This window comes from Rhodanobacter denitrificans (assembly GCF_003335105.1).
Classification (GTDB): Bacteria; Pseudomonadota; Gammaproteobacteria; order Xanthomonadales; family Rhodanobacteraceae; genus Rhodanobacter; species Rhodanobacter denitrificans_A.
Window position 1 is genome coordinate 115,349 of record NZ_QFWQ01000005.1, and the last position, 15,699, is coordinate 131,047.

General features: G+C 69.3%; 16 protein-coding genes. 10 read left to right on the plus strand and 6 right to left on the minus strand.

The features are described from left to right. The first annotated feature begins 5 nt into the window (after positions 1–5). From DEO45_RS07825 to gltX, 3 genes are all read left to right on the plus strand, one after another. Positions 6–443 carry a DUF4399 domain-containing protein gene (locus tag DEO45_RS07825; RefSeq protein WP_114342893.1) on the plus strand — a complete coding sequence of 146 codons (438 nt, stop codon included), beginning with the start codon at positions 6–8 and terminating at the stop codon, positions 441–443. A gap of 42 nt (positions 444–485) precedes the next feature. After that, on the plus strand, positions 486–818 hold the full coding sequence (locus DEO45_RS07830) for a hypothetical protein (RefSeq protein WP_114342238.1): 333 nt from the start codon (positions 486–488) through the stop codon (positions 816–818). Positions 819–892: 74 nt separating this feature from the next. Then, a complete protein-coding gene (gltX, locus tag DEO45_RS07835; RefSeq protein WP_114342241.1) occupies positions 893–2,293 on the plus strand; it encodes a glutamate--tRNA ligase in 1,401 nt (466 codons plus the stop codon). 12 nt (positions 2,294–2,305) lie between these two features. Here the strand turns inward: gltX and DEO45_RS07840 are convergent, their stop codons facing one another. The 5 genes from DEO45_RS07840 to DEO45_RS07860 form a co-directional block, all read right to left on the minus strand. Next, the gene (locus tag DEO45_RS07840) at positions 2,306–3,766 is read right to left on the minus strand and encodes an efflux transporter outer membrane subunit (RefSeq protein ID WP_114342895.1); all 1,461 of its coding nucleotides are present in this window, start codon (positions 3,764–3,766) and stop codon (positions 2,306–2,308) included. Next, positions 3,763–6,954 (minus strand): efflux RND transporter permease subunit, encoded by a 3,192-nt coding sequence (locus DEO45_RS07845; protein ID WP_114342245.1) that lies wholly within the window; start codon positions 6,952–6,954, stop codon positions 3,763–3,765. Before DEO45_RS07845 ends, DEO45_RS07840 begins: the two co-directional genes overlap by 4 nt. A gap of 32 nt (positions 6,955–6,986) precedes the next feature. After that, positions 6,987–8,153, minus strand: coding sequence for an efflux RND transporter periplasmic adaptor subunit (locus DEO45_RS07850; protein ID WP_114342248.1), 1,167 nt, complete (start codon positions 8,151–8,153; stop codon positions 6,987–6,989). A 145-nt stretch (positions 8,154–8,298) separates the two neighbouring features. After that, positions 8,299–9,684 carry a sensor histidine kinase gene (locus tag DEO45_RS07855; RefSeq protein WP_114342252.1) on the minus strand — a complete coding sequence of 462 codons (1,386 nt, stop codon included), beginning with the start codon at positions 9,682–9,684 and terminating at the stop codon, positions 8,299–8,301. Positions 9,685–9,689: 5 nt separating this feature from the next. After that, positions 9,690–10,367 carry a response regulator transcription factor gene (locus DEO45_RS07860; protein ID WP_114342256.1) on the minus strand — a complete coding sequence of 226 codons (678 nt, stop codon included), beginning with the start codon at positions 10,365–10,367 and terminating at the stop codon, positions 9,690–9,692. 100 nt (positions 10,368–10,467) lie between these two features. Here DEO45_RS07860 and DEO45_RS07865 point away from each other — a divergent pair, with 100 nt between their 5' ends. The 5 genes from DEO45_RS07865 (at position 10,468) to DEO45_RS07885 (ending at position 13,026) form a co-directional block, all read left to right on the plus strand. Continuing rightward, positions 10,468–10,755 (plus strand): hypothetical protein, encoded by a 288-nt coding sequence (locus DEO45_RS07865; RefSeq protein WP_114342259.1) that lies wholly within the window; start codon positions 10,468–10,470, stop codon positions 10,753–10,755. Beyond that, positions 10,752–11,264 carry a transcriptional repressor gene (locus tag DEO45_RS07870; RefSeq protein ID WP_114342262.1) on the plus strand — a complete coding sequence of 171 codons (513 nt, stop codon included), beginning with the start codon at positions 10,752–10,754 and terminating at the stop codon, positions 11,262–11,264. The genes DEO45_RS07865 and DEO45_RS07870 overlap by 4 nt, the downstream gene beginning before the upstream one ends. A gap of 97 nt (positions 11,265–11,361) precedes the next feature. Then, the gene (locus DEO45_RS07875; RefSeq protein ID WP_114342265.1) at positions 11,362–11,796 is read left to right on the plus strand and encodes a MerC domain-containing protein; all 435 of its coding nucleotides are present in this window, start codon (positions 11,362–11,364) and stop codon (positions 11,794–11,796) included. 58 nt (positions 11,797–11,854) lie between these two features. After that, positions 11,855–12,799 (plus strand): cation diffusion facilitator family transporter, encoded by a 945-nt coding sequence (locus tag DEO45_RS07880; protein ID WP_114342267.1) that lies wholly within the window; start codon positions 11,855–11,857, stop codon positions 12,797–12,799. A gap of 65 nt (positions 12,800–12,864) precedes the next feature. Continuing rightward, entirely contained in the window at positions 12,865–13,026 is a 162-nt protein-coding gene (locus tag DEO45_RS07885; protein WP_015447337.1) for a 30S ribosomal protein THX, read from the plus strand. 96 nt (positions 13,027–13,122) lie between these two features. Here DEO45_RS07885 and DEO45_RS07890 read toward each other — a convergent pair whose 3' ends face one another. Then, positions 13,123–14,130 carry a hypothetical protein gene (locus tag DEO45_RS07890; protein ID WP_114342270.1) on the minus strand — a complete coding sequence of 336 codons (1,008 nt, stop codon included), beginning with the start codon at positions 14,128–14,130 and terminating at the stop codon, positions 13,123–13,125. Positions 14,131–14,470: 340 nt separating this feature from the next. On the opposite strand from DEO45_RS07890, the gene DEO45_RS07895 reads away from it, so the two are divergent. Together DEO45_RS07895 and hisG are read left to right on the plus strand one after the other, a co-directional pair. Next, complete coding sequence (locus tag DEO45_RS07895; RefSeq protein WP_114342898.1) at positions 14,471–14,806, plus strand: YerC/YecD family TrpR-related protein; 336 nt, start codon at positions 14,471–14,473, stop codon at positions 14,804–14,806. After that, entirely contained in the window at positions 14,803–15,696 is an 894-nt protein-coding gene (hisG, locus tag DEO45_RS07900; RefSeq protein ID WP_114342272.1) for an ATP phosphoribosyltransferase, read from the plus strand. The genes DEO45_RS07895 and hisG overlap by 4 nt, the downstream gene beginning before the upstream one ends. The last annotated feature ends 3 nt before the right edge of the window (positions 15,697–15,699 follow it).

Below are 15,699 nucleotides of genomic sequence, written 5' to 3' on the forward strand. Positions count from 1 at the left end.
ACGAGATGAAACGCAGCCTGTTCGCCCTGGCCCTGACCGGACTGACCGCTGTCGCGATCGCCGCCGAGGCTCCCGCCGGCTTGCCGGTCACGCCGGCCCCCGCCGGTGCCGAGGTCTACCTCATCGCGCCCCTCGACGGCGCCACCGTGGGCCGGGAGTTCACCGTGCGTTTCGGCCTCAAGGGCATGGGCGTGGCGCCGGCGGGCGTGGCCAGGGAGCACACCGGCCACCATCACCTGCTGGTCGACGTGAAGGAGCTGCCGCCCGCCGGCCAGCCGATCCCGAAGGACGACCGGCACATCCACTTCGGCGGCGGCCAGACCGAGACCACGCTGAAGCTGAAGCCCGGTACGCACACCTTGCAACTGGAGCTGGGCGACGAGAATCACGTGCCGTTCGAGCCGGCCGTGGTGTCGAAGAAGATCACCATCCACGTGAAGTAGACGGGGAAACCGCTGGCGCCGGATCCTCCCGGGAGCGTTGCCATGAAGCTGCAGGCCCTCGTGTTCGCCCTGTCCATGTCGCTGGTCGCGGTGGCGCCCGCGACGCCCATGCTGCAGGAGCCACCGCCGCGCGAACCCGGCGTTGCGGTTGCTCCGGCCAGGCCCCACCAGCCGCTGTTCATCGTCAAGTATGTGCTGGTGGACGCGCCGCCTGAGGCGAAGGACATTCCCCGGCTCGATCCGGGCGACGGCCGGGCAGCGATCCATGCCGTGCCGCTTTCGGGCGGACCGTGGCCGACTGTGCCGCTGGGCAACGTTTTTCGCGATCCCAACATGTACGTATGCAGTGGCTGGGGATGCAGGGGCACCCACTGAGCCTGCCCGCCCGTGCCGCGGGCCCGGGCGGGTTCGGCTAAAATGCCGGGTTTGACGCCCGTCCGAAGAATCCCATGACTGTCCGCACCCGCTTCGCCCCCAGCCCTACCGGTTTCCTGCACATCGGTGGCGCGCGTACCGCGCTGTACTGCTGGCTGGAATCGCGCCGTCGCAGCGGCCAGTTCATCCTGCGCATCGAGGATACCGACCGGGAGCGCTCCACCGACGCGGCGGTGCAGGCGATCCTCGACGCGATGCACTGGCTCGACCTCGACGCCGATGAGGGCCCGTTCTACCAGACCCGGCGGCTTGAGCGGTACCGGCAGGTCGCCGCCGAACTGGTCGCCGCCGGCAACGCTTACTACGCCTACGAGAGCAAGGAGGAGATCGAGGCGATGCGCGAGGCTGCGATGGCAAAGGGCGAGAAGCCCCGCTACAACGGCCACTACCGCGACCGCAACGAACCGTACCGCGAGGACCCGAACCGGGTGATCCGCTTCAGGAATCCGACCGAAGGCTCGGTGGTGTTCGACGACAAGGTGAAAGGTCGCATCGAGTGGGCCAACAGCGAGCTGGACGACCTGGTGATCTTCCGCTCCGACGGCTGGCCGACCTACAATTTCGCCGTGGTGGTCGACGACATCGACATGGGCATCACCGAGGTGATCCGCGGCGACGACCACGTCAACAACACGCCGCGGCAGATCAACATCTACCACGCGCTCGGCGCCGCGGTGCCGGAGTTCGCGCACCTGCCGATGATCCTGGACAAGGAAGGCAAGAAGCTGTCCAAGCGCACCAACTCGGTCAGCGTGATGGAGTATCGCGCCGACGGCTTCCTGCCGCACGCGATCCTGAACTACCTGGTGCGGCTGGGCTGGTCGCATGGCGACCAGGAGATCTTCTCGCGTGAGGAGATGATCGCGCTGTTCGACATCGCCGACGTCAACAAGGCTGCCTCGCGCTTCGACACCGAGAAGCTGGCCTGGCTCAACCAGCACTACCTGAAGACCGACGATCCGCAGTCGCTGGCCGCCGAGTTCGAGTGGCACCTGCAACGCGCCGGCATCGACACGTCGCACGGCCCGGCGCCGGTCGACGTGATCGTGGCGCTGCGCGACCGCGTACACACGCTGAAGGAAATGGCCGAGCGCGCGAAGATCTGGTACGGCCCCATCGTCGAGTGGGACGACAAGGCGGTGGCCAAGCACCTGGGGAACGACAGCGCGCCGGCCGTGCTCGATGCGGCGAAGGCCCTGCTCGCCGAGGTCGAGTGGCAACCCGCTCCGATCCACCGGGTGATCGAGCAGGTCGCCGCGCAGCTGGCGCTCGGCATGGGCAAGGTCGCCCAGCCGCTGCGCGTGGCGATGACCGGCACCCAGGTCTCACCCTCGATCGAGCACACCATCTACCTGGCCGGCCGCGCCGAGGCGCTGCGGCGCCTCGACCACGCGAAGGCCCTGGCGCAGGGCTGAGCCCCCCGCGGCTCATCGCTTCGACGCGTCGTCCTGCCAGTCGCCGCCGAGGGCGAGGTATAGCGCCGCGGTGTCGGCGTAGCGTGCTGCCTGCATCTGCACCGCGGCGACCCGCGCCTGCCGCCAGGCCTGTTCCGCCGCGAGTACGGCCAGTCCGCCCACCTGACCCGCCTGCTGCTGCCGGCGGGTGAGTTCCAGCGTGCGCCGCGCCGCGGACTCCGCGCTGGCGGCGGCCTCGGCCGCGCGGGCGTCGGCTTCCAGTGCGTAGAGTGCGTCGGCGACGTTCTGGAATGCGACCAGCACGACGCCGCGATACTGCGCCACGGCCTGCTGCAGGGCAGCTTCGGCGGCGCGCTGGCGATGCTTCAATGCGCCGAGGTCGAGCACGGTCTGCGCCACGCTGCCGGTCAGGCTCCAGAACGTGTTGCCCGCGGCGAACATCCGGTCGAAGGCGGTGGCGCTGCCGCCGTACTGCGCGGACAGCGAGAACTGCGGGAAGCGGCTGGCCACGGCCACGCCGACCTGGGCGCTGGCGGCATGCACCTGGGCCTCGGCCGCGCGCACGTCAGGGCGCCGCTCGACCAAGGTGGCCGGCAGCGCCACCGGCAGCTCGCGCGGCAGCTGCAGCCCATCCAGCGCGAACGGCCGATCGTTGGCCTGCGTGGGCGGCTCCCCGGCCAGCACCGCGAGCAGGTCGCGGTTCTGCTCCCGCTGCTTCTGCAGCAGCGGCAGAGTAGCGCGGGCCTGCGCCAAGGCGGTTTCCTGCGCCGCCACGTCGAGGCCAGAGACATCGCCCAGTTCGGCCTGCCGGCGCACCATGGCGAGCGCGCGGGTGGCGTCCGCGACGATGCCCTCGGTGGCCTCGATCTGCGCGCGCAGCGAGGCTTCCTGCACCGCCGCCGCCACCACGTTCGCGGCCAGTGCCTGCCGCACGGCTTCCAGCTGCAAGCGCTGCGCCTGCGCCTGCGCCGCCAGCGACTCGACCGCGCGCCGGTTCAGCCCGAACACGTCCACTGCGTAGCCCACGGTGAGCTGCGCCGTATGCAGCGTGTAGATCGGCTGGCCGGAAGTCAGCGTGGGCGAGATGGTGCCGACGGCGTTCTGCTGGCGGCTGGCCGAGTAGCCGAGTTGCACGTTCGGCAGGAACGCCGCCCGCTGCGCGGCGAGGTTCTCCTGGGCTTCGCGCAGCGCGGCCTGGGCACCGTCGATCGACGGGTTGTGCGCCAGCGCGCGTGCCACCAGCTCATCGAGCTGCGGCGAGCCGAAGGCCTGCCACCATGCCGCGCTGGCTTGCGCTCCCGGCAGCAGGCGCTGGCTGTCGCCCGTCCCGCCCACCGTCGCCGGCAGCGGCCCGCGCAGGTAGGCATCCGTCGTCGGCAACGCCGGGCGCTGGTAGTCGGGGCCGACCGCGCAGCCGGCGATGAGCGGGATGGCGACGAAGCAGGCGAGCAGACGGATCCTGCGTGCGTTCATGGCGAAGCCTCCGCCGCGGCGCGGCGCCGGCTCCGTCGCTGCGACCACTCCACCACCAGCACCTGCAGCGCCGGCGCCACCACCAGCAGCATCACCGGACCGAGCAGCATGCCGCCCACCACCACGGTGGCCAGCGGACGCTGCACCTGGCTGCCGATGCCGCTGGAGAGCGCGGCGGGCAGCAGGCCGATGCAGGCCGAGAGCGCGGTCATCAGCATCGGGCGCATGCGCTGCTCGGCCGCCAGGCGCATCGCCTCCAGTGGCGGATGGCCCTCGAACAACAGGTGGTTGAAGTGGGTGATGACCAGGATCCCGTTCATGACCGACACACCGAACAGCGAGATGAAGCCGATCGCCGCCGACACGCTCAGGTTGAGTCCCGACAGGTACAGCGCGATCAGGCCGCCGGCGATCGAGAAGGGGATCGCGGCGAGCGTGAGCAGGCTGTCACGCAATGAGTTGAACAGCGTGTAGAGCAGGGCGAGGATCAGCCCGACGGCGATCGGCAGGACCACCGCCAGGCGCGCCTTGGCCTGCTGCATGTCCTCGAACTCGCCGGCCCATGCCAGGTGGTAGCCGGGCGGCAGTTCGACGTGCTCGGCGATGCGCCGCTGCGCCTCGGCCACGGTGCCGCCGAGGTCGCGGCCGCGCACGCTGAACTTCACCGGGATGAAGCGCTCGTTGCGCTCGTGGTAGATATAGGAGGCACCGGTATCGAGGGAGATGTCCGCCACGTCGCGCAGCGGCACGTAGGCCGTGGCGCCGTTCGGTCCGGCGTAGCCGACCTGGATGTCGCCGATCGCGCGCATGTCGGAACGGTACTGCGGCGCAAGCCGCACGGTCAGCGGGAACTGGCGATCGCCTTCCATCACCGTGGTGGCCTGCGTGCCGCCGGCAGCCGCCTGGATCACGCCGTTGATGTCGCCGGTGTTGAGGCCGTAGCGTGCGGCCCTGGCGCGGTCGACGGTGATGTCGAGGTTGGGCTGGCCGAGCACGTGGAACACGCCGAGGTCTTCCACGCCGCGCACCCGGCGCATCTGCTCCATCACCTGGTCGGCCAGTTTCTCGAGCACCGGCAGTTCCGGGCCGACGATCTTCACCGAGTTGGCGCCCTTCACGCCGGAGAGGCCTTCCTCGATGTTGTCCTGGATGTATTGCGAGAAGTTGACCTCCACCCCGGGAAACGCCTGCTCGAACTCGCGCTGCAGCGAGTCCACCAGCTTCTCCTTGGTGTGGCCCGCGGGCCACTCGTCCTGTGGTTTCAGCGGCACGAACAGCTCCACGTTGTAGAAGCCCGAGGCGTCGCTGCCGTCGTCCGGGCGGCCGTGCTGGGAGACCACGGTGACCACCTCCGGATGCGCCTTGATCAGGCGCCGCATGCGGCCCACCTGGGCCTCGCCGGCCTCCAGCGAGATGGTGGTGGGCATGGTGGCGCGGATCCACAGGTTGCCTTCCTCCAGCGTCGGCATGAACTCGGTGCCGATGCGGGTGACCAGCAGCGCGGCGACCAGCAGGAAGGCCATGCCGATCAGCACCGTCAGCCGGCGGCGGCGCAGCGCCCAGCACAGCACCGGCGTGTAGAGCCGGCGGATCGCGCGCACGAACCAGGTCTCCGTTTCCGCGACGTGGCGCGGCAGCAGCAGCGAGGCCAACACCGGCGTCACCGTGAAGGTGGCGATCAGCGCGCCGGACAGCGCATAGGCATAGGTGCGCGCCATCGGGTTGAAGATCTGGCCTTCCACGCCCTGCATGGTGAACAGCGGGATGAAGGCGGCCACCGTGATCGCGGAGGAGAACAGCACCGCGCGGTCGACCTGGATCGCGCTGATGAACAACAGGCGAAGCCGCTCCTTCCAGCTGTGCGCTGCGCCGCCGCGGGCGTACATGGCGAACTCGTTCTGCGCGTGCTCGTGCAGCAGTTCCTGCCGCTCGTCGGCGCTCTTCTGGAAGTTGCGGAAGATGTTCTCGATCAGGATCACCGCCGAATCGACGATGATGCCGAAGTCCACCGCGCCCACCGAGAGCAGGTTGGCCGACTCGCCCAGCGCCACCATCAGGATGATGCTGAAGAACAGCGCCACCGGAATATTGGCGCTGACGATCACCGCGCTGCGCAGGTCGCCGAGGAAGATCCACTGGATCAGGAACACCAGCAGGCAGCCGAACACCAGGTTGTGCAGCACCGTGTGGGTGGTGACCGCGACCAGGGTGGAGCGGTCGTAGATCGGCGCCAGGCGCACGCCGGCGGGCAGGGTGCCGTCGCCGTTGAGCTTGCTGACCTCGGCCTTGACGCGCGCCACCACGTCGCTGGTCTTCTCGGTGCGGTTCATCACCACGATGCCGGTCACCACGTCGTCCTGGTCGTCGCGGCCGGCCTGGCCCAGGCGCGGCACATGGCCGATCGAGACGCGGGCGACGTCCTTCACCAGCACCGGCATGCCGTGCGACTGCGCCAGCACGATGTCACCGATGTCCCTGGTGTCGCGGATCAGGCCGATGCCGCGGATGTTCACCGACTGCTGGCCGATGTTGATCGTGCGGCCGCCGACGTTGGTGTTGGCATTGCCGATCGCCGCGATCAGCTGGGGCAGGGTGATGCCGTAGCCCTGCAACCGGCGCAGGTCGGCATCCACGTCGTAGGCCTTGGTGGTGCCGCCCCAGGTGACCACCTGGGCCACGCCGGGCACCGACAGCAGGCGGTGGCTCACTACCCAGTCCTGCAGCGTGCGCAGCTGGGTCAGGCCGAAGTGCGGCGGCCCGACCAGCTGATAGCGGTAAATCTCGCCGACCAGGCTGGAGGCCTGGATCTGCGGCTGCACGCCGTTGGGCAGGCTCACGTTCTGTTGCAGGTTGAGCGCGGCCTGCGTGTATGCCTGGTAGTAGTCGATGCCGTACTTGAAGGTGACGCGCACGAAGGACAGGCCGTAGAACGAGGTCGAGCGGATCGTGTCCACCCCTGGCGTGGTCGCCAGGCCGAGTTCCATCGGGCGGGTGTAGGAACGCTCCATCTCCTCCGCCGACAGGCCTGGTGCCTGTGCGGTGATTTCCAGGATCACCGGGGCCGGGTTCGGATAGGCCTCGATGTTGAGCTTGGAATACGCCACCAGGCCGGCGATCAGGAACGCCAGCAGCGCCATCAGCACGATGGAGCGGCGGTTGAGCGCGAATGCGACGATGCCTCTGAGCACGATCCGTTTCCTTGCGGGTTGGCTGCCGGCGGTTACTGCGACTGCAGCGCCAGCGCATTGCTCAGGAACAGCGCGCCGGTACCGGCCACGCGCTCGCCGGCGGCGAGGCCGGCGACGATCTCGTCATGGCCGTCCTGCTGCCGGCCCAGTTCCACCGGGCGCCGCGTGAAGCGGCGCCCGTCGGTGGTGACGTACACCGTCATGGTGCCGTCGCCCTCGCGGACCACCGCGTCCGCCGGCACTGCGACGGCGCGCGCCGGCGGCGCGGTGCGCACCTCCATGCTGGCCAGCATTTGCGGGCGCAGCCGCGCATCGGCGCCGTGCAGCACCGTGCGCACCTGCACGCGGTGGGTGGACGGATCGACGCTGCTGCCGACCAGGTCGACCCGACCCTGCAGCACCAGCCCCGGCAGCGCATCCACCCGCACGCTGGCCGGATCGCCGGGATGGATATCGACGATCTCGTCCTCCGCTACGCCAGCCACCATCCACAAGGCATCGTCAGACGCCACGCTGACGGGCGCGGCGCCGCCCTGTTGCAGCCAGTCGCCCGGCGCCACCGCGCGTGCCGCCACCCGCCCGGCGATCGGGCTGGTCACGCGCAGTTCGCCGTCGATGGCGCGGTGGGCGGCGACGCGGTCGACCTGCGTGTCGGTCAGGCCGAGCAGGCGCAGAGCCGTGCGCGCCGAGCGGTAGTTGGCCTCGGCGGTCTGCCGGTCCGCGGTGGCCTGCTCCAGGTCCTTGCGGGCACTGGCCTGGATGTCGAGCAGCTGGCGCGCGCGTTCGAGGGTGTGGCCGGCCAGGGCACGCACGCCGGCGGCGGCCACCAGGTTCGACTCCGCTTGCACAAGGTCGGCGCTGTCGACGGTGAACAGCACCTGCCCCTTGGCCACGCGGTCGCCGACCTGCACCAGCACCTGTCGCACGCGGCCCTGGTAGGGCGAAGACACCTGGGCCAGGCGGTCCTGGTCGAAGTCGATGTAGCCGACGGCATCGAGGCGGCGGTCGAATGCGCGCCATTGGGACGGCAGCACCGCCACCTGCTGCGCCTGGCGTTCGGTCAGCGTGACGCTGTCGCCGGGCCGGGCCGCGGCCGCAGGCGGATCGGCCTGGCGGCCACAGGCGGCAAGCACGGCCAGCAGCGCCGCGAGCAGGCACGGTTGCAGCGCAAAGCGCACCGTTCGGATGAGGTCGTACATCACGCATTCCTTGGGGGCAGGTCATGCGCAGGTCGCGCGGCAAAGGGCGGCGTGCGGGGCGAGGCCGCCCGCCTCGGCGTGGATCGCCGGGGGCGGCCGCGTGCCAGGCGGCGCTAAGTTAATCGCGCGATCCGGGTGGGAACAGTTACCGTCCGGAAAGGTTGCCGTCGCTCCCGCGCGGCAGCCGGATGACCACGCGCAGGCCGGGGGCCGCATCCTCCAGCCGAAGCTGCCCGCGATGCAGGGCGACCACGGCCGCCGCGATGGACAGGCCAAGGCCGTTGCCGCGTTGATAGCGACTGGCATCGGCGCGGAAGAACGGCTCGGTCGCCCGGCCCAGCAACCCGGGCGGGATGCCGGGCCCGTTGTCGGCCACCTCGATGCGCACGTCTTCCGCCGTGGTGCGCACCTCGACCCGCACCGCGGCGCCGTGGCCGGCGTACTTGAGCGCGTTGTCAAGCAGATTGGCGAGCACGCCCGCCAGCAGGTCGCGGTCGGCCTCCACTTGCGGCTCGTCCTCGACCGCCAGCGCGAGCGACATGCCCTCGCTTTCGGCCGCCGGCTGGTACAGCTCGACGATGTCGCCGACCAGTGCGCGCAAGGCGACCGACTCGAAGTTCTGGCGGCGTACGCCGGCCTCGGCCTCGGCGATCTGCAGCAGCTTGTCCACCAGCTGGGTGACCGCGTCGATTTCGTCGATCGCGCTCGCCGCACCTTCGCGCAGGGCCTGTGGCGGCTGCTGCGGATGCAGCGCGTCTTCCAGCATGGCGCGGATGCGGCCCAGCGGCGTGCGCAGGTCGTGCGCGATCGCGTTGGAGACGTCGCGGGCGTTGTTCATCAACTGCTCGATCTGGTCGAGCATGCGGTTGACGTCGCGCGCCACCATCGCGAACTCGTCGCGCGAACGGCCCACCGTGATGCGCCGGTCCAGCCGCCCTGCGGCGACCTCCGCGGTGGTGCGGTGGATCGCCTTGAGCTGGCGTTGCAGCTGCAGCCACACCAGCAGCGCGCCGCCCGCCGCCAGCGCGAAGGCAATCAGGCCGCCCATGGCCAGCGCGGACAGCACCCTGTGTTCGAGGTCGCGCTGATCCTGCAGGTCGCGTCCGACCACCAGCACCGCGCCGTCCGGGAAGCGATGCACGAGCAGGCGCCCCACGGTGTCCTGGCCGCGCCGTCGCACCTTCTGTTCCAGCAATTCCCCGGTGGCGGTGCCGGTGGCGCGCCAGCGGTCGAGGTTGCCGACCAGCACGCTGCCGTCGGCGGCATCGAGCTGGTAGATCTCGGTGTTGACGTCCTGGTCGTCGGTGAGCAGGTCGAAGATCTCCCGGCGCAGCGCGGGCAGTCCCTGGCGGTCGTGCAGCTGCACCAGCCGGCGCGCGCCCAGCTCGAGCTGCATGTCGATGTTGCGCGCGAGCAGGCCGGCGGTGCCGATGTAGAAGATCGCCGAAACCACCGCGACCGAGACCAGCAGCAGCAGTCCGTAGCCCAGCGCCATGCGCAACACGACGGAATGGCGCAGGCTGCCGCCCATGGCACTCATTCGGCGCGCAGGGTATAGCCGACCCCGCGTGCGGTGTGGATCAGCGGTGTCGGAAAGTCGCGGTCCAGCTTGTTGCGCAACCGGCTTATCTGCACGTCGATGACGTTGGTCTCGGGGTCGAAGTGATAGCCCCACACCGCAGTGAGCAGCATCCGGCGGGTGACCACCATGCCCTGGTGGCGTGCGAGGTATTCGAGCAGCTGGTATTCGCGCGGCTGCAGCGCGATGGCCTGGGTGCCGCGGTGCACGCGCCGGTTGCGGGTGTCCACGCGCAGGTCGCCGATCTCGATCACGTCCGGTTCGCCGCGCTGCACCGCGCGCCGCGCCAGCGCCTCGATCCGCGCCAGCAATTCGTCGAACGCGAACGGCTTGCCCAGGTAATCGTCGCCGCCGCTGCGCAGGCCGCGCACGCGCTCGTCCAGGCTGGACAGCGCGCTCAGCACGATCACCGGCGTGGCGATGCCGTGGCCGCGCAACGCGGCAAGCACGCCGAGGCCGTCCACACCGCCAGGCAGCATGCGGTCCAGCACCACCACGTCCCAGCTGCCGTCCAGCGCCAGGCGCAGCCCGGTATCGCCTTCGTGGCATGTCTGTACTACGTGGCCGGCCCGTTCCAGCCCATGGCGGACCAACTCGGCGGTCGCCAGGTCGTCCTCGATCAGCAGGCAGCGCATGGGCGTCGGTTCCTCGTGGGCTCGGCGGCGGCGCCCGCTTGCGCGCGGGCCCCGTCTGCGGACAGCATCGCGCCTATCCTAACGGCAGGTGCGAAATCGCATGAACGAATGGCTGGACAGGGCGACCGCGGGAGTCGATCCCGCCGCACCGGATGCTTTCTGGCGGATCTTCTTCAACCTGATGCGGCTGGTGCCGTGGGCGGCACTGTTCTGGTGGAGCCTGCTGTTCGTCCTGGTCGGTGCCCTGCTCGGCTGGTGGCGGGGACGGCTGCTCGAGGGCATCGTGTGGGCCGCGCTGCTGGGGCCGATCGGCTGGTTCCTGGTGCTGGCCAGGCCTCGTCGCGTGCCGCCGCCGCTGCCCGGAAGGGGTCGTGGCACGGGTGTATGATCAGCATTGAGGTGACCCCATTGACGACTGCCATCTCCGCCAAGCCACACCCGCATCATCACCACCATCACGACGACCCAAGGGGTTTCGTGGCTGCGGTGGAGCTCGCCAGCGAGAAGCGCGGCCTGCGCCTGACCACGCTGCGCCGCGAGGTGCTGGAGCTGGTTGCCGCCGCGGAGAAGCCGATCAAGGCCTACGACCTGCTCGACCAGTTGCGCGAACGGCACGGCAACGCGGCGCCGCCCACGGTCTACCGTGCGCTCGATTTCCTGCTCGAGAACGGCTTCATCCACAAGCTGGAATCGATCAACGCCTTCGTCTCCTGCCACCACCCGGCCGAGGCGCACCAGGTGCCGTTCCTGATCTGCGATACCTGTTCCAGCGCGGAAGAGGTCTGCGACGAACGGGTGGCCGAACTCATCGAGGCGCAGGCCAGGGCGCTCGGCTTCCGGCCACAGGCGCAGACGCTGGAGGTGCACGGCACCTGCCGGCATTGCCGCAGGGGCTGAGCGGCGGCGCCGGGATCTGGCGTTTTGTGATGTTATAAAGTAACATTGTGCCGACCGGGTACAAAGTCGCCACGTCTGGCGATGCCGGCACGGGCCGATGGATTCCGAGCAGACAGGCAAAACGCGCTGGTGGCATGCGGCCGATCGCATAGGTGCGACGGCATCGTTCCTGTGCGCGATCCACTGCGCGCTGCTGCCGTTCGTGCTGGCGCTGCTGCCGCTGGTGGGCCTGGAATTCCTGGCCGACCATCGTTTCGAGCGGGGCTTCGTGATGTTTGCCTGTGCATTGGCCCTGGTGGCGCTGGTCCGCGGATTTCGCCGCCACGAGCAACCGTTGCCGCTCATGCTGGCGGTTCCCGGGCTGGCCCTGCTGCTGCTCGGGGTTACCTACGCCGAGGGGTATGCAACCGTCCTGCACAGCGTGCTGGTGACTTCCGGCGGCCTGCTGCTGGCCAGCGCGCATTTCGTCAACCTGCGCCGCGACCGGCTCCATGCCCGAGACCACGTGCACGGCCCGCAGTGCGCGCATTGAGCCGTGCCGCGGCAGTCCGTGATTGTGTAACGGCGACCGTCGTTCCTAGCATGCACGCGTGAACACCACGCACGCCCACCATCACGATCATGCGCATCCGCATGCAGCCACCGCAGCGGGAGGCGGGCGCACGCGCAAGCTGCTGTTCGCGTTCGTGCTGACCGTCCTGATGATGGTCGCCGAGGTGCTCGGCGGCATGTGGTCCGGCTCGCTGGCCCTGCTCGCCGATGCCGGCCACATGATGGTCGACGCGCTGGCCCTGCTGCTGGCGGTGGTCGGCGCCTGGATGGCGACCAGGCCGGCCGATGCGCGGCGCAGCTATGGCTACGGCCGGATCGAGGTCCTGGCGGGCTTCGTCAATGCGCTTAGCCAGTTCGTGCTGGTCGGCTGGATCATCTATGAAGCGGTTACGCGCCTGCTGCATCCCGGGGAAATCCTGTCAGGGGTGATGCTGGCGGTGGCGATCGTGGGCCTGGTGGTGAATATGCTGGTGCTGCGCATCCTGCACGGGCATGCGCATGACGACGTCAACCTGGCCAGCGCCAGCCTGCACGTGCTGGGTGACCTGCTCGGCTCGCTGGCGGCGGTGCTGGCGGCGCTGGCGATCCGCTGGTTCGGCTGGCTATGGGCCGATCCGCTGCTGTCGATGCTGGTATCGCTGCTGATCCTGGGCAGCGCATGGCGATTGCTGCGGGTGTCCGCACACATCCTGCTGGAAGGTGTGCCAGATGGCATGGACAGCGCCCAGGTGGAGGCCGCGCTGCATACCGCCGATCCGGGCATCCGCGACATCCACCACCTGCATGTGTGGCAGCTGGCGTCCGGTTCGCGCATGGCGACCCTGCATGCCGAACTGGACGAGCATGCCGATGGCGCGAGCGCCCTGCAGGCGATCAACCGGCTGCTGGCGGAGCGTTTCGGGATCCAGCACGTGACCGTGCAGATCGATCCGGGCAAGTGCCTGGACGCCAGCGGGGACTGCACCGGACACGCGCATCGCTGACATGACGTGCCGGTCCGACGCTGTTATGATGACCGGCCGTTCATCCAATAAATCAAGGAGTTCCCATGGGTAAGGGCGATCGCAAGACCCGCCGCGGCAAGACCTATCGCGGCAGCTACGGCAATACCCGTGCGCACGGCGTGCTGCCGGCCGTGGTGGGCGCCAAGCCGACCGTGACCAAACCGGCCGCCGCCAAGAAAGCCGCGCCGAAGAAGAAGTCGGCCTGAGCCAGTTTGCATTGAACAGAAGAACCCCGCCGCGGCGGGGTTTTTTTGTGGCGGATCGCCGGGTGCCGACCGGTGTCCGGCGGCTTTTGCGGCGGGTCAGAGGCGATACCGCACGCCCAGCGACCACAGTCGGCGTGGCTCCAGCTGCAGGCCGTTGACGCGTTGCCAGACCGGCAGCTGGACGAACGCGAAGGCATCCAGTCGCGACGTGAGTTTCGCGCTGACGCCCGGACTAAGGTAGGCGTAGGTGGCGCCACTGTTGGGGCGGTCGGATTGCCTGCCGCTTTCGCGCTGCTCGCCGTGGATGTTGAGCTGCAGCTGCGGGGTGACGCGCCTCATGCCGAGATAGCGCACGCCGAAGTCGACGTTGAGCGAATTGCCGGGGCGGAAGCCGTCGCGCGCGTCCAGCGCGATCTGCGCCATGGCCTGGCTGAAGTAGGCCAATGAGTCGGTGAGGTAGCCGAACTTGTAGACGCCGAGCAGGGCATCGGTGGTGCCGGTGCCGAGTTGCAGGCCGCGGTCGAGCGGTTGGCCAGCCTGCGGACCCGCCGCGAAGCCTTGGGTGAAGCGGCCGGTGGGCCATTTCACGCCGAACTGCAGGCCGAGGCCGGCGTCATCGCTGAAACCCTGGTAATGCGCGAGCAGGCGCAGGTCGCCGATGCCCCGTGCATCGGAGGTGGAGACGCCGGTGTCGCCGCTGGCGATGGTCTGGTGATGGCGGTCGGTGTACGGCAACTGGGCCGAGAGACCCCAGTAGCGCGAGAAGTTGTAGTCCGCGCCCAGCAGGGTGGTGTGGTTGATGGTCTTGCGCTGCACTTCCTGGTCGGTGGGGTAGGTGAACGTTCCGGCGCCGACCGTGCCGGTGCCGTGCATCAGTCGTGACTGGTCGAAATAGTCCTCGCGCACGCTGAGATGCAGGCCGGTGCTGACGGCGTAGCCCTGGCTGGACCAATCCGAATTGAGCGAACAGCCGCAGGTGGAGCAGGCACTGGCCAGTGCGGGCGCCAGCATGCCCGCGAGCAGTGCCGCGATGGCCGCGCGCCGGTGGTACTGGCGCGGGCGCGGCTGGCGGGAATGCAAGGGATGCTGGTCCGGACGTCTCATTGGGATTCCCCGATGACGGGTTTCTTTGACCTGGCCATTGTCCCATCGACGGCGTCGTCGGGATTGTGGCGCGATGTCGCGACGAGGCATGCGGCATGTCCGGTCGCGAGGTTGGATGATCCGCGGCGTCGAAGGGTTCCCGATCGACCGCGTTGCGTCGGCCATGGCATGTCCGGTCCGGAATTGGCGGAGCGTCGGCGCGGATCGGCGGGTGCGGACGTGGCTGCGGGATCGTACGCCGGAGCCTGAACGGTAGCCCGATGCGCACCGAACGTCCTGTTTGCTGCCATGCCGCATGCCATGTATGATGCGCACCATTGTATTAATGCGTTATTACATCATGAAGCGTCGATCACGTAACCCCGAGACCCCGGCGGAGTCCGCCGAACAGAGCCTGTGCGAGGCGCTGCTGTCGTTGAAGAACGTCGAGGAGATGGCCGCCTTCCTGGGTGACCTGTGCACACCGGCCGAGCTGGAGGTGCTGGTGGACCGCTGGCGGGTGGTGCCCTTCCTGCTCGAAGGCGTGCCGTACCGCGAGATCCACGAGCACACTGCGGTCAGCATCACCACCATCGGCCGGGTCGCCCGTTATCTCAACCAGGGCAACGGCGGCTACCTGGCCGCCGCTGCCCGCGCAGCGCGGCGGCAGGCCCAGACCATGAGGAAGAAGGCATGAAGCCGCGCGACCGTTTGCGCATCGCGATGCAAAAATCCGGCCGGCTCACCGAGCCGGCGCTGGATCTGCTGACCCGTTGCGGGCTCACTTTCCGGCAGAGCCGCGACAAGCTGTTCTGCTTCGGCGAGGGCGAGCCGGTCGACCTGCTGCTGGTGCGCGACGACGACATCCCCGGCCTGATTGCCCAGGGCGTGTGCGACCTCGGCATCGTAGGGCGCAACGTGCTGAGCGAGTTTCAGCTGACCGCGGGGCGCGAGGCCGAACCGCTGGCCGAGTTGCGCCCGCTCGGCTTCGGCCGCTGCCGGCTGTCGATCGCGGTGCCGCAGGAGCTGGATTACCGCGAGCCCCGGCAGCTGCAGGGGCGGCGCATCGCCACCTCGTATCCCGGCCTGCTCGGTGAATGGCTGCGCACGCAGGGCGTCGATGCCGGCGTGGTGACCCTGGCCGGTTCAGTCGAGATCGCGCCGAAGCTGGGCACCGCCGACGCGATCTGCGACCTGGTGCAGAGCGGCGGCACGCTGGTGGCGAACCAGTTGCGCGAGGCCGACGTGCTGCTGCACAGCGAAGCCGTGCTGGCCGGGTCGCAGGCGCTGCCGGTGGATGAGCGCGGCGACCTGCTGGAACTGCTGCTGAAGCGGCTGGACGGGGTGATCCAGGTGCGCGAGTCGCGCCTGCTGCTGCTGCAGACCTCGCGCCATACGCTGGAGGCGGTGACCCGGCTGCTGCCGGGCGGCCCGCAGCCCACCCTGCTGCCAGTGGCCGGCCAGCCGGACCAATTGATGTTGCAGGCGCTGTGTGCCGGCGAAGTGAGCTGGCGGCAGCTTGAAGAGATCAAGAAGGCCGGGGCGCGCGAGATGTTCGTGCTGCCGGTGGAGAAAATGCTGGCATGAGGC

Excerpts from the sequence above, each read along its gene's own strand:
- DEO45_RS07855 (WP_114342252.1), bottom strand. The coding sequence starts at position 9,684 with ATGGGCGGCAGCCTGCGCCATTCCGTCGTGTTGCGCATGGCGCTGGGC.
- DEO45_RS07860 (WP_114342256.1), bottom strand. The coding sequence starts at position 10,367 with ATGCGCTGCCTGCTGATCGAGGACGACCTGGCGACCGCCGAGTTGGTC.
- DEO45_RS07870 (WP_114342262.1), top strand. The coding sequence starts at position 10,752 with ATGATCAGCATTGAGGTGACCCCATTGACGACTGCCATCTCCGCCAAG.
- DEO45_RS07840 (WP_114342895.1), bottom strand. The coding sequence starts at position 3,766 with ATGAACGCACGCAGGATCCGTCTGCTCGCCTGCTTCGTCGCCATCCCG.
- DEO45_RS07825 (WP_114342893.1), top strand. The coding sequence starts at position 6 with ATGAAACGCAGCCTGTTCGCCCTGGCCCTGACCGGACTGACCGCTGTC.
- DEO45_RS07895 (WP_114342898.1), top strand. The coding sequence starts at position 14,471 with ATGAAGCGTCGATCACGTAACCCCGAGACCCCGGCGGAGTCCGCCGAA.
- DEO45_RS07890 (WP_114342270.1), bottom strand. The coding sequence starts at position 14,130 with ATGAGACGTCCGGACCAGCATCCCTTGCATTCCCGCCAGCCGCGCCCG.
- DEO45_RS07865 (WP_114342259.1), top strand. The coding sequence starts at position 10,468 with ATGAACGAATGGCTGGACAGGGCGACCGCGGGAGTCGATCCCGCCGCA.
- gltX (WP_114342241.1), top strand. The coding sequence starts at position 893 with ATGACTGTCCGCACCCGCTTCGCCCCCAGCCCTACCGGTTTCCTGCAC.
- DEO45_RS07875 (WP_114342265.1), top strand. The coding sequence starts at position 11,362 with ATGGATTCCGAGCAGACAGGCAAAACGCGCTGGTGGCATGCGGCCGAT.
- DEO45_RS07830 (WP_114342238.1), top strand. The coding sequence starts at position 486 with ATGAAGCTGCAGGCCCTCGTGTTCGCCCTGTCCATGTCGCTGGTCGCG.
- DEO45_RS07885 (WP_015447337.1), top strand. The coding sequence starts at position 12,865 with ATGGGTAAGGGCGATCGCAAGACCCGCCGCGGCAAGACCTATCGCGGC.
- DEO45_RS07850 (WP_114342248.1), bottom strand. The coding sequence starts at position 8,153 with ATGTACGACCTCATCCGAACGGTGCGCTTTGCGCTGCAACCGTGCCTG.
- hisG (WP_114342272.1), top strand. The coding sequence starts at position 14,803 with ATGAAGCCGCGCGACCGTTTGCGCATCGCGATGCAAAAATCCGGCCGG.